The 12,911-nt window shown below is 70.6% G+C and carries 9 protein-coding genes, 1 tRNA gene and 1 pseudogene; 8 read left to right on the top strand and 3 right to left on the bottom strand.

All coding sequences use genetic code 11. The annotated features are described in order from the left end of the window. Nucleotides 1-7: 7 nt before the first annotated feature. Nucleotides 8-1,303: a lipopolysaccharide biosynthesis protein gene (locus AB9M23_RS16200; protein ID WP_372425605.1), complete on the bottom strand. Its 1,296-nt coding sequence runs from the start codon at nt 1,301-1,303 to the stop codon at nt 8-10. Nucleotides 1,304-1,475: 172 nt separating this feature from the next. Between AB9M23_RS16200 and AB9M23_RS16195 the strand changes: the two genes are divergently transcribed. Together AB9M23_RS16195 and AB9M23_RS16190 are read left to right on the top strand one after the other, a co-directional pair. Then, a complete protein-coding gene (locus AB9M23_RS16195) occupies nt 1,476-2,102 on the top strand; it encodes an exopolysaccharide biosynthesis protein (protein ID WP_372425604.1) in 627 nt (208 codons plus the stop codon). A gap of 128 nt (nt 2,103-2,230) precedes the next feature. After that, nucleotides 2,231-2,305, top strand: a tRNA-Asn gene (locus AB9M23_RS16190). A 5-nt stretch (nt 2,306-2,310) separates the two neighbouring features. Here AB9M23_RS16190 and AB9M23_RS16185 read toward each other — a convergent pair. After that, nucleotides 2,311-2,539 (bottom strand): annotated as a pseudogene (locus AB9M23_RS16185) (hypothetical protein); the annotation flags it as partial. Between the two features lie 313 nt (nt 2,540-2,852). Here AB9M23_RS16185 and AB9M23_RS16180 point away from each other — a divergent pair. The 6 genes from AB9M23_RS16180 to AB9M23_RS16155 all read left to right on the top strand — a co-directional run bounded on the left by AB9M23_RS16180 (nt 2,853) and on the right by AB9M23_RS16155 (nt 12,089). Next, complete coding sequence (locus tag AB9M23_RS16180) at nt 2,853-3,737, top strand: tetratricopeptide repeat protein (RefSeq protein WP_372425602.1); 885 nt, start codon at nt 2,853-2,855, stop codon at nt 3,735-3,737. Nucleotides 3,738-3,771: 34 nt separating this feature from the next. Beyond that, a complete protein-coding gene (locus tag AB9M23_RS16175; RefSeq protein WP_372425601.1) occupies nt 3,772-7,104 on the top strand; it encodes a toll/interleukin-1 receptor domain-containing protein in 3,333 nt (1,110 codons plus the stop codon). A gap of 171 nt (nt 7,105-7,275) precedes the next feature. Further along, complete coding sequence (locus AB9M23_RS16170) at nt 7,276-8,733, top strand: cryptochrome/photolyase family protein (RefSeq protein ID WP_372425600.1); 1,458 nt, start codon at nt 7,276-7,278, stop codon at nt 8,731-8,733. After that, nucleotides 8,730-10,082, top strand: a complete 1,353-nt coding sequence (locus tag AB9M23_RS16165; protein WP_372425599.1) for an NAD(P)/FAD-dependent oxidoreductase — start codon at nt 8,730-8,732, stop codon at nt 10,080-10,082. Before AB9M23_RS16170 ends, AB9M23_RS16165 begins: the two co-directional genes overlap by 4 nt. Continuing rightward, entirely contained in the window at nt 10,079-10,828 is a 750-nt protein-coding gene (locus tag AB9M23_RS16160; RefSeq protein ID WP_372425598.1) for a DUF1365 domain-containing protein, read from the top strand. Before AB9M23_RS16165 ends, AB9M23_RS16160 begins: the two co-directional genes overlap by 4 nt. Nucleotides 10,829-10,844: 16 nt before the next feature. Beyond that, nucleotides 10,845-12,089 carry a class I SAM-dependent methyltransferase gene (locus AB9M23_RS16155; RefSeq protein ID WP_372425596.1) on the top strand — a complete coding sequence of 415 codons (1,245 nt, stop codon included), beginning with the start codon at nt 10,845-10,847 and terminating at the stop codon, nt 12,087-12,089. A gap of 43 nt (nt 12,090-12,132) precedes the next feature. Here AB9M23_RS16155 and truA read toward each other — a convergent pair whose 3' ends face one another. Continuing rightward, complete coding sequence (truA, locus tag AB9M23_RS16150; protein WP_372425595.1) at nt 12,133-12,909, bottom strand: tRNA pseudouridine(38-40) synthase TruA; 777 nt, start codon at nt 12,907-12,909, stop codon at nt 12,133-12,135. Nucleotides 12,910-12,911 lie beyond the last annotated feature (2 nt).

Below are 12,911 nucleotides of genomic sequence, written 5' to 3'. Positions count from 1 at the left end.
GCGCCGCTCACCGCAGCGCGGCGCGCAGCACGACGGCGAGCGCGACCGCCTCGAAGACCATCGTCAGCGCGAGCGCGCTCGCCGCGCCGAGGACGCCGTAGGCGGGCGCGAGGGTGAAGGCGAGCGCCGTCGCGACCACCGCGGTCACGACGTAGACGACGGCGCAGGCGCGCTCGGCGCCGATCATGTTCAGCACCCGCTCGGCCGGCCCGACCGCCGCGAGCACCACCGCGCCCGCGGCGACGATCGCCATCGCGGGCCGGGCGGCGACGAAAGCCTCCCCGAACAGGCCGAGGACGAATTCCCCGAGCCCCACGAGCACGAGGGCGAGGGCGAGCGAGGGCACGAACGTCGCGAGGCAGGCGCGCAGGACGTAGCGCCGCAGCGCGAGCCGGTCCCCGGCCACGTGGAGCGCGCTCACCCGGTGCGCCACGGCGTTGGCGATGGCGTAAGAGACGAACTGAACGAGCGCGAGGCTCTTCACCGCGGCGAAGTAGATCCCGGTCTCCTCCGCCGGGCGCGTCAGCGCGAGCGCGAGCACGTCGACGCTGCTCGCGACGAGCGCGCCGATGTCGCCCACCACGATCGGCGAGACGATCGCGAGCCAGGTCCGCGGGTGGTATCGGGATGCGCCGGCGGGCACCGTCCGCGCCAGGCGCGGGGCGAGCACGAGCGTCTGCAGCCCGAGCGCCAGCGCCGCGGCGGCGAGCATCGCGAGCATCACGCCGCGCGCGTCGAGCCCCATGCCGAGCGCGGCTGCGGCGAGGACGAAGCCGAGCGCCAGCACCGGCCGCAGCAGGAAGGTCGGCCCGAGCGCCAGGATCGGCCAGTCGAAGGACTTCGCCACGCCTTCCTGCGCCAGCAGCGCGGCGACGAAGGGCAGCATGACGAAGGCGAGCGCCAGAACCTGGTCGTGCGCGACCGTCAGCACCACGCCCACCGAGCCGACGGCACCGCCGACGAGGATCGGCAGGACGCGCGCCGCTTGGACGAAGCCGCGCAGGGCGGCGTCGTCGCCCTCGACGCGATAGCGCGCGACGAAGCGCTGCGCCGCCGTGTCGAGGCCGAGGACGGCGACCGCCACCACGATGCCGAGTACCGTGATGGCCCCCGCCACCTCGCCGTAGGCCTCCTCTCCGACGAGCCGCGCGAGCACGATCTGCGTGAGGAAGGCGAGCGCCGCGGCGCCGACGCGGATGGCGAACGCCCACAGCGCGAAGCCGCCTCCGGCCGCGCCGATGCGCCGCCCCGCGCCGCGCGCGTTCGCCGAGAACCGCCCGATGATGCCGACCGCGCCCGTCATGGGCTCGGTCTGTAGGCCATCGCCCTTCAGATCCGGTTACCGGCGCGCGGGCGGCGATGGACAGCGCGGCCGCATGCGGCTAGGAGCGCGTGGACGCGGCCCCGCGTCCCATCCGACAGGACGGCCCCGCGCGCGCCCCACGGCGCGACCGCCGGGCGAGCGAGCGCGAAGCATGACCGACGAGACCGGAGCCCCCCACACGTCCGCGCAGCACGAGCCCGCCTCCGCGGTCCTCGCCCGGATCGGCGAGGAGGCGCCGGGCGAGCGCATCCCGCTCGGCACGCTCGTCGACGCGCTGGGCGAGCGCACCTTCGGGCTCGTCATGCTGGTGCTCGCGCTGCCCTGCGCGATCCCCTTCCTGTACGGCGTGCCGCAGATCGTCTCCGTGCCGATGGTCTTCGTCGCCGCCCAGCTGGTGATCGGCCGCCGGGCGCTGTGGCTGCCGCACGGCCTGCGCGCGCGGGCCTTCTCCAAGGCGGACTATTCCGGGATGATCGCCCGCGCGCGTCCCTGGCTCCTGCGATTCGAGCACCTCGCCCGCCCGCGGCTCACCTTCCTCGCGAGCGGCCCCTCCGAGCGCCTCGTCGGCCTCGCCATGCTCGTCGCCTCCCTCTCGATCGCCGTGCCGCTGCCGCTGACCAACACCGTGCCGGGCATCGGCGTCGCCATCATCGCGGTGGGGCTGATCGAGCGTGACGGGCTCCTGGTGCTCGCCGGCGCGGCGGTGGCGCTCGTCTGGATCGGCTTCCTCGTCTTCGCCGGCGCCACCGTCGTCGACGTGCTGCTCGGCCTGCTCTGAGTGCCCGGCGCCGCCACGCCCGCGGCCGATGTTTCGTCGGCGGCGGGGGATTTCGGGGCTTGCGTCCGCCCGGCGACGCCGATATATCCCCCACACCGACGGGCGGCCTTCCGCCCGTGCCATGGTATTCCGGCGTGGCGCAGCGGTAGCGCAGCGGACTGTTAATCCGTTGGTCGTAGGTTCGAATCCTACCGCCGGAGCCATTTTCTCAACTGTCCAGCCCTGAGAGATGGGTGACATCTCGTTCCGATGACATGGGTGACAACCTCGTGCCGAACGGGTTGTCGAGAGGCTGAAGCGTTCGCTGCTCGAGGTCGACGTAGCCGAGATCGTAGCGCATGAAGCTGACGAGCCAGATGCCGTCGTCGACCTCCTCGATCCCGATTCGCTGTGCGGCGAGCATTCAGGCAGAGCTGGCCGCATGCGGTGACGATGCTCGTCATCGGGATGCGCGCGTCTCCGGCCAAGCGACCTGCGAGGAGCGCCCGCTTCTCGCACGCCCACTGGTGCCTCTCCCGATCGATGCGGACTGGCATGCACGCCAAGCGCGGTCCGAGGCGATGAGATCGGCTCGCTTCTACGTGTGCATCGATCTCCCCCCGTTCGCGACCGGGCGTTCGACCACGTCCTCAGCCGCACCAGTCGCAACGTAGGCACGCGGGTTGACAACCAATGATAAATTGATCAGAATTTTCAACAGTTCGAATTTGTGACGCGGTGAGTTCTTCGGCCAGGGGAGCGCGCGACGAAATGCTCAAACAATCGTTGCAGATGAGTCTCGCTTTTCTCCTGCTTGCCGCATCCGCGCAGCTTTCTAGTGCGCAACTCGAACTTATAAGAGGCGAGGATCGAGCGACGAATGTCGAAGCCGCGAAGCTGATCGGCGAAGGCGACGCGTTTCAGCAGGCGGACGATCATCAGAAGGCTCAGGCGGCCTTCGACGCGGCCGTGCGTCTACGGAGAGCCTTGCTCGAGCGATACCCTGCAGTTTCCGAGTTTCAGTGGGGCCTCGCGGTCGCGATCACACGTCGCGCCATCCTTAATCTGGAGTTCGACAACAACGAGGCGGCCGACGGACAGCTGATCGAGGCGGTAGGATTGCTGCGAACCGCGCTCGACGCGTCGTCGCCGACGGATCGATTGGTGCGTGATTATCGGCAGAGCTTCGACATCGCGCGGAGCTACAGGGCTCGGATCCTCGCGCAACGCGGCGATGAAGCGGGCGCGTTCGCCCTCTACGAAGCAATTCTCGAAAGCCAGCTGGAGCTGCTGGACGCCGAACCGGAGAACGCGCGTCGGCCCGCCAATCTCGCCATCACGCTCTATCAGATGGGTGAGCTGAAGATGGCGGAGGAAGCGTTCGAGCTTTCACACACGCTGTTCTCTCGTGCGAACACATACTTCGAACTCGCGGTCGAAATGTCGGCGGCTACCGGCGACGCAGGCATGTCGACCCGAGCCGGAGCGGGTTACTTCATGGCAGGTCAGATCAGCTGGAAGCTCGGACGTGGAGACCGGGCCTGGACGGAATTCGAGCGTGCCTTGGAACACTTCACCGTGGCTCTGGCTGCGCGGCCTGAAGATCCGCTCGCGAACGACCTGCAGCAACGCACGAACGCATGGCTCGGGCGCTGATCGCCCCTGCGCCGAGAACGGGAGAGCGTATGGCATGCTCACAACGAACGCCGCTCCGGCGAAAAGCGGTCGGGCGAACGCCATCGCAGACCCAGGCGCGCGCGCCAAGCGCTACGCTGGATTCATCAGCTACAGCCAACGCGACAAGGCCATGGCGAAGCGGCTCCATCGCGCTCTCGAGCGCTTTTCGGCGCCAGCGAACGGCCGTTACGGAAAGGCGCGCCGCCTCGGACGCTTCTTCCGCGACGACGAAGAGCTGGGCGCGAGTTCCAGCCTCGGAACTGCGCTGGAAGGCGCGCTCGACGACGCCGAATGGCTGATCGTCGTATGCTCGCCGCATGCCGCGCACTCGAGATGGGTAGATGCGGAGGTTCGGCGTTTCAAATCTCGCGACGGAAAGAAGGTCTTCGCGGTGATCGTGGATGGCCAGCCGAACAGCGGTAGCGCGGAAACCGAGTGCTTCTGCCCTGCGCTGCGGTACCGGGTGGCTCCGGAAGGTTCGCTGCTCGACGAGCCGGATGAGCCCCTTGCACCCGATCTCAGAACGGACGGGCTGGCGAAACTGACGACGCGCGTCGCCTCGGGTTTGCTCGACGTCCCCTTCGACACCCTATGGCAGCGTTCGCGCCGTGCCACGAGGATGCGAACGCTTCGAAATGTCGGGCTCGCTCTGGCCGGCTCGGTCGCGGTCGGTGTCGCGATGACGCCAATCCTGCAGGCACGCCATATGGAACAGTCCGAGGCCTTGATCGCGGCATCACGAGAAGCACTGGCGAGCGGCTATCATGGATCGGCACTTCGGCTCGCCGCACACGCGGTGCGGGGCTGGCTCTTCTTCGACGCCCCTCCGGAAGCCAACAGCAACCTCCTTGCCGTCGCCGAGGCGAACCGTCTGGTGATGTCGTTCGAAGACGGCGCCGGCGCGCCGGCGCCGCCGATTTCAGAGTTGATCGTCTCTCCCGACGACCGCTTCGTGGTCGTCGTCTCTCCTGCCCGCCACAGCGCCTTCGATGGGCGCCGGTCCGACCCGACGCTGACCGTGTGGGAATTCAAGTCCGGTGCCCGGCTCGCCTCGCATCGACTGATCGATGCGACGGGGGACGCCGGAAACCGCGTAGGCGAGCCGACGATCCGGACGTTCGGTATGCTCTCCACCGGGTCGATCGCAGCGGTCGCCATGGCGAACGGCTGCATCATGACAGTGGAGCTGTCGAGCCCCGAACGCCTGGAGACGCGCTGTACCGAGCAGGCGTTCGAGGCCGCGGCGATACTGCCGCATCGTGACGAGCTGGTCTTCACGAACTCTTCGGGCAGCGGTCGCGGCTCCGTTCAAGGGGACTGGGCGCGACGATCGCTCGACCTTCCGCAGGCGCTCGATGCGTTCCAGCCCAGCGTGAGCGGATCCTTGCTGGCGTTCTCGGGTGAGGGGACGTTGGGCGTCTACGACCTCGAAGTAGACCGCATCATCGCCTTGGAGAAAGACCGCGAGCCGGTCACTGCCATGCGGATTTCCCGCGACGGGCAGCTGGCCGCGTTCGGGCTTCGAGACGGCTCCTTCGCGCTCGTCGATCTCGCAACGGGCGAGGAGATGGCGCCCATCCGTATGATGCAATCCGATATCTCAGATCCGAACGGTGAAACAGCGGCTGTCGCGCTCGCGTTCGCGCCTGGCGGCGAACGGCTCCTCGTCGGCTCAATGGATGGGCGCATCCGTGTTTGGGATCTCGAGCGCATGGTGCTCGTCGAGGTCCTGAATTCTCACGAGCCGCCGCGAAGCGTCCGCATCTCGCCCGACACGCGAGGGGGCCTCTTCGCGATCACGGCCCTCGACTTCAGCGCCGACGGCCGGCGGTTCCTGTCCGCTTCCGCCCACGGCGGCCTGCGAATCTGGTCCGCCAATACCTTGGAGCTGATTGCCGAGCTCAAGGCCCATGAAGACCGCGATCAGCATCCATTCCTGGATGACGGCGGCGCGAGCACAGCCGCATTCGACGGCTCAGGTATGTTCGCGGTCTCCGCGGGCGAGGATGGCAGGCTCTTCCTCTGGGACGCGATGTTCGAGAGCTGGCGACAGCACAGGGCCTGGCACCTCTCGCTCGACGATCACGACGCGTTGGTCCGGCATGCCGCTTTCAGCCCCGACGGAAGCGCGCTCGCCCTGCTGGACACGCGCGGAGAGCTGCGCATCTACCGCCGGAATGACCTGACATCCTTCGAATCCTTCACGTCTGCGGAGGGGATATTGGCGACGCTGGCATGGTCTCCGGACGGGCAGGTTCTGGCGCTTGGAGATACCGATGGCGAGGTCGCCCTCTTCTCGACGCGCGAGTTCGCGAAAGTCCGGGATCTGTCGTTGCCGCCCGAGCTGCATCGGGCGAGCCCGCTGGTCACGCGAATCGATGCGGCCGAGAGCGACGAACTCGCGCGCCAAATGGAAACGACGACCCTGTCGTTCGGCCACCTCGCCGATGGGCCGACCAAATCGGTCGGCTACAAGGCCGAGAGCGTCCGCTCTGTCGAATTCACCGCGACGGGCAAGCAGGTCGTCGTAGGTTACTACTCGGGAGTCGTCGCGATCTACGATGCGGCGTCGGGGGAGGTCCTGACCGACTTCGTCCCCACCACACCAGCTGCGCCCTGGTTGTTCGATGTCGCGGTCGATCCGCGAACCTCGGCCGTCGCCTGGGGGGGAGCGCTGGCCGGGGGCGTTTGGCATCCAGTGTTCGCGGAACCTCTCTACCGGCTCGAGGACGACGCATCCAACGCTTCCATCGGGACGCTTGCCCTGAGCTTCGATCCCGAGGGCCGGTACCTGGCTAGCGCTCACACCGACGCGACGGTGAGGCTTTGGGATGCGCGAACGGGGGAGTCGCTCAGGATACTTCGCGGGCATACCGGTCCGGTGTTCGAGCTGGCGTTCAGCGCCGACGGCAAGCGCCTGACGACGAGCGCACTCGATTACCATGCGCGAATTTGGGACGTCGCAACGGGACAGGAGCTTCTGGCGCTAAACCATGTGCACTTTGGCGGCGGCATCGACTTCGATCCGCGCGGCCGGTGGATCCTGAACGGAACTCACGAGGGTGAGGTTCGGCTCTGGGAGGTCGAGACGATTTCCTGGCGCGATAATGCCGAGCTGCTGGATTACGTGTGCGATGGCTTCGAGGCGGACTACGCCTTCGCCGCAGCCCAGCCGACCGCGAGAAAGGCTTCGCTCGAGACGTTCGACGAGCCGAGCGTCAACGATTTGCGGTTCTACTCCGGCACCTCGGCGACGACACTATCCGCGTGCCTGCGACTGGACCCGGTTCACCGCCTGCTGACCCGCTCGCGCGAGTGGTTGCGGGCTTGGAGGCGACCGGCGTGAGGGAGCCTGTGGCCCGTGAGGTGCGCAGTTCGCCATCAATCGGGTCGATGCAACGGCTGTTCGAACAACGGATGCAAATTGCTGCGGCCGGAAGTCGCGCGCCTCGGGCGGTTCAATCGCACGCCGAAGCTTCGTACAAGGGCGCGACGGCGACCGTCGAGGGAGGATCGTTTGGCCGGGCCTGCGCTCGTGTGGTTTCGCGAGGATTTCCGCGTCGCGGACAATCCCGCCCTGACGCACGCCGTCGAGACCGGCGCGCCGGTCCTGTGCGTCTATCTCCACGACGAGGAGAGCCCGGAGGTCCGCCCGCTCGGCGGCGCGGCGCGCTGGTTCCTGCACGGCTCGCTCGCGGCGCTGGCGCGGTCGCTCGCCGAGCGCGGGGGCGAGCTCCTGATCCTGCGCGGGGCGGCGCGCGAGGCGATCCCGCGGATCGCGCGCGAGACCGGCGCCGCCCACGTCGTCTGGAACCGGCGCTACGGCGCCGAGCGGGAGGTCGACGCCGACGTCAAGGCGACGCTCAAGGCGGCAGGCCACGGGGCGAGGAGCTGCAAGGCGCGGGTGCTCTACGAGCCGGGCGAGGTGACGACGAAGACCGGCGGGCTCTACAGGGTGTTCACGCCCTACCGCAACGCCACGCTCCTCCTCGACCCGCCCCCGCCCCCCTTGCCGGCGCCGGCGCGAATCGACGAGGGCGCATGGCCGGCCGCCCTGCGCGCCCAGGCGCTCGACCTCGCCGATCTCGGCCTCGAGCCGACGGCACCGGACTGGGCGGGCGGGCTGCGCGAGAGCTGGACGCGCGGGGAGCCGGGCGCGCAGGCGCGGCTCGCGGCCTTCCTCGACGGGCCGCTCGCCGGCTACGCCGGCACGCGCAACCGCCCGGACCTCGAGACCACCTCGATGCTCTCCGCGCACCTGCGCTTCGGCGAGATCTCGCCGCGCCAGGTCGTGCACGCCGCGCTGCACGCGCGCGACGCGGGGCGCATCCCGCCCGAGGACTACGACATGCTGCGCTCCGAGCTCGGCTGGCGGGACTTCTCCCACCAGCTCCTGTTCGCCCAGCCCGACATCGCCCGCACCAACATGATGCGCGGCTTCGACGCCTTTCCCTGGCGCACGGACGAGGCCGCGCTCGCGGCCTGGCGGCGCGGGCGCACCGGCTACCCGCTCGTCGACGCCGGCATGCGCCAGCTCTGGGCGACGGGATTCATGCACAACCGCGTGCGGATGGTCGTCGGCTCCTTCCTCGTCAAGCACCTGCTCGTCGACTGGCGCCACGGCGAGGCCTGGTTCTGGGACACGCTCTGCGACGCCGATCCCGCCAACAACGCCGCCTCCTGGCAATGGGTGGCGGGCTCGGGTGCGGACGCCGCGCCCTACTACCGGATCTTCAATCCCGTGGCGCAGGGGGAGAAGTTCGACCCCGCCGGCGACTACGTCCGGCGCTTCGTGCCCGAGCTCGCGAAGCTGCCCGCACCCGTGATTCACCGCCCCTGGGAAGCGCCGCGCAACGTGCTAGAGAAGGCCGGCGTCCGGCTCGGAGAGACCTACCCGCTCCCGATCGTGGCGCACGAGGAGGGCCGGCGCCGCGCGCTCGACGCGCTGGCGCAGATGAAGAAGACGGCGGCGTGACGCGAATTCCTGGTGACGGCAGCGGAGCGGGCGCCAAGCGCATCGCGGTGGTGGGATCTGGCATCGCCGGCAACGGCGCCGCCTGGGCGCTCTCCGTCGCCTCCGCGCACGAGGTCACGGTCTACGAGGGCGCGACACGGGCCGGCGGCCACGCGCAGACCGTCGACATCGACTACGACGGCGCGCCGATCTCGGTGGACATCGGGTTCATCGTCTACAACGAGCCGAACTATCCCAATCTCACCCGCCTGCTCGAGCGGCTGCGCGTCGAGACGCAGGTCGCCGACATGAGCTTCTCGGTCTCGCGCTTCGACGAGACCCGCGGCATCGAGCTCGCCTGGACCTCCCGCGCCGCCGCGGTGCTCGGCGGCATCCTGCCGCCGGGGGCGCGCATCCCCCTGCCCTCTCCCGTGCATCTGCGGGTCGCGCGCGATATCCTGCGCTTCAACCGGCGCGGGACGGCCGACCTCGAGGCGGGACGGCTCGAGGGCCTGACGTTGGGCGACTACCTCGCCCGCGAGCGCTACTCGCAGCGCTTCCGCGAGGACTACGTCGTCGCCATGGGCTCGGCGATCTGGTCCGTGCCGCCGGGCGACATCCTCGCCTTCCCCGCGGCGACCTTCCTCGCCTTCTTCGCCAACCACCGCCTGCTGCGGATGGACCGGCCGACCTGGCGCACGGTCAGCGGCGGAAGCCGCGCCTACGTGCGCCGCCTGACGGCCCCCTTCGCCGACCGGATGCGGCTCGGCGCGCCCGTGACGCGCGTCTCGCGCGAGCCGCAGGGCGTACGGGTCGCGACCGCCGACGGCGGCTCGACGCTCTACGACGACGTCGTGCTCGCCTGCCACGGCGACCAGGCGCTGGCGCTCCTCGCCGACCCGACGCCCGCCGAGCGCGCGATGCTCGGCGCGATCCGCTACCGCGACAACGCCGTGTGGCTCCACCGGGACGAGAGCCTGATGCCGCCCGGCCGCGCGGGCTGGGCCGCCTGGAACGTCCTGAAGCGCGACCGCGACGAGGTCTGCGTCACCTACTGGATGAACGCCCTCCAGGGGATCGACCCGGCGCGCCCGCTCTTCGTCTCGCTCAACCCGCCACGCCCGCCGCGGGAGGGCAGCGTGTTCGCGCGCACGGACTACGCGCACCCGCAGTTCGACCGGGCGGCGATCGCCGCGCAGGCCGCGCTCGCCGGCCTGCAGGGGCGCGACCGGATCTGGTTCTGCGGGGCCTGGACGAAGTACGGCTTCCACGAGGACGGCCTGCATTCGGGGCTCGCAGTCGCAGAAGCGCTCGGCGCCGCGGCGCCCTGGCGCGTGAGACCACGCGCCTTCGGGGATGCGGCGGCGTGAGCGGGGGCGACGACGGTGCCGGGGCGCCGGCCTGCCTCTACGTCGGCGACGTGATGCACGCGCGCCTGCGGCCGCGGGCGCACCGCTTCCGCTACCGCGTGCTGGCGCTGTGGATCGACCTCGACCGGCTCGACGAGGCCCGCCGGCTCTCGCCGCTGTTCTCCGTCGGGCGCGCGAACCTCGTCGCCTTCGAGCCGAACGACCACGGCGCGCGGGGCGCACGGCCGCTGGCGGAGTGGGCGCGCGCGACCTTCGCGGCGCGCGGGGTCGCGGCCGAGCGGGTGCGGCTCCTCGCCTACCCGCGCATCCTCGGCTTCGCCTTCAACCCGATCACGCTCTACTACGGCTTCTCCGGCGACGGCGGCCACGTCGGCACGATCGCGGAGGTGCGCAACACCTTCGGCGAGCGCCACGTCTACGTCCTGCCCGCCGGCGCGAGCCGGCCGCAGGCCGGGAAGGCGCTGCACGTCTCCCCGTTCCTGACCATGGACCACGTCTACCGCTTCGGCCTCGAGCCGCCGGGCGCGACGGCGCGCGTGTCGATCGTCGAGCACGACGCCGACGGGCCGGTCCTCACCGCCGTCTTCGCCGGGCGGCGGCGCGCGCTCGCCACGGCGAGCCTCGCCGCGGCGCTCGCCCGCACGCCGCTGATGACGGCGAAGGTCGTCGCCGCCATCCACTGGGAGGCGCTGCGGCTTTGGGCGAAGGGCGTGCCGGTCGTCCCGCGTCCGCGCCGCGCGCGCTGATCCCGGACGTCGCCGCATGTCTTCCCCCGAAGCTGCCTCCACCGTGCAGGTCACGCGCGAGAGCTTCGCGCGGGCGACGCGCCGGCTGCCGTTCCTGCTGCGCCGGATGCTCGCCATCGCGCTGCGAATGGAGACCGGCCGGCTGACGATCGTCGTCCCCGACGGGCGGACCCTCGCCTTCGGCGGGACGCGTCCCGGGCCGGAGGCGGCGATGGCGATCCGCGATGCCCGCCTCGCCCGGCGCGTGCTGCTCGCGGGCGAGATCGGCTTCGGGGAGGCCTATCGCGACGGCCTCTTCGACACGCCCGACCTCGGCGCGCTGCTGACGCTCCTCGCCGCGAACCGGCCCGAGCGCGGGCGCATCGTCGAGGATCCCGCGCCCCTGAGGCTGCTCAGGCGGCTGCACGAGGCGACGCGGCGCAACACCCGCGCGGGCGCGCGTCGCAACGTCGCCGAGCACTACGATCTCGGAGAGGCGTTCTACGCCGCCTGGCTCGACGCGGGCATGACCTATTCGAGCGCGATCTTCGCGACGGGTACCGAGACGCTGGAGGCGGCGCAGGCGCACAAGCACCGCCTGCTCGCGCGAGCGACGGGCATCGGCCCCGGCGACCGCGTGCTCGAGATCGGCTGCGGCTTCGGCTCCTTCGCGCTGTGGGCGGCGCGCGAGATCGGCTGCCGCGTCACGGCGCTGACGATCTCGCGCGCCCAGCACGACCGGGCGGCCCGTGCCGTCGCCGAGGCGGGGCTCGGCGAGCGCATCGACCTGCGCTTCGAGGATTATCGCGACGTGCGCGGGACCTACGACCGGATCGTCTCGATCGAGATGTTCGAGGCGGTGGGCGAGGCCTACTGGGACGCGTTCTACGAGGCGATGAAGGCACGCCTGCGCCCCGGCGGACGGGCGGGATTGCAGCTGATCACGATCCGCGACGATCGCTACGAGGCCTACCGCAGGCGGGTCGACTTCATCCGTCGGCACGTCTTCCCCGGCGGCATGCTGCCGTCCGACGCGATCGTCGCGGGACTCTCCGAGCGCCACGGCCTGCCGATCGTCGCCGACGCCTCCTACGCCGCCGACTACGCCCGCACGCTGCGGGACTGGCGCGGCCGTTTCGCGGCCGCCCGGCCACGGATCGAAGGCCTCGGATTCGACGCCCGCTTCCAGCGGCTGTGGACCTACTACCTCGCCTATTGCGAGGTGGGCTTCGCGACCCGCAACACCGACGTCCGCCAGGTCGTCCTCGAGAAGCCGCCCTGACCGCCGGCTCCCGCCCGATCGGGGCAGGTCCCGCGGCCCGACCCTAGGGGAGGGAACCGCCCGGCGGCGCATCCGCGCCCGCGGCGTAGTCGACGCCCACGAAGTAGAGCCCGTGCGGCGGGGCGAGCGCGCCGCAGCGGGTGCGGTCGCGGGCCGCGAGCGCGGCCGCGACGTCGGCGACGGACCAGCGGCCGATGCCGGCGAGCACGATCGTGCCGACCATCGAGCGGACCTGGTTGTGGAGGAAGGAGCGCGAGGCGGCGTGCACCCGCACCTCATCCCCCACCCGCTCGATCGCGAGGCGCTCGAGCGTCTTCACCGGGCTCCTCGCCTGGCACTGGCTCGCGCGGAAGGTGGTGAAGTCGTGGTGGCCGACGAGCACGTCCGCCGCCGCCTGCATCGTCGCCACGTCGATCGCCTGGCGCACATGCCAGACGCGGGTGCGGTCGAAGGTGGGCGGGGCCATGCGGTTGAGGATGCGGTACGTGTAGTGCCGCCGCACCGCCGAGAGCCGGGCGTGGAACGCCTCCGTGACGGGCGCGGCGGAGACCACCGCCACGAGGTCGTCGCGCATGTGGGCGTTCGCCGCGTCGCGGATCGTGTCGGTGCGAAACGCGCGCTCGAGATCGACGTGGACCACCTGGTGCGTGGCGTGGACGCCGGTGTCCGTGCGCCCGGCGCAGTGGAGCCGCACGGGATGCCCGCAGAAGCCGGCGATGGCGCGCTCGACCACGTCCTGCACGGAGCGGGCGTTCTCCTGGTACTGCCAGCCCGAGTAGGGCGTGCCGTCGTACTCGACCACGAGCTTGTAGCGGGGCATCC

Source organism: Salinarimonas chemoclinalis (genome assembly GCF_041514305.1).
Taxonomy (GTDB): domain Bacteria; phylum Pseudomonadota; class Alphaproteobacteria; order Rhizobiales; family Beijerinckiaceae; genus Salinarimonas; species Salinarimonas chemoclinalis.
This window is presented reverse-complemented; position numbering and strand designations above follow the sequence as displayed.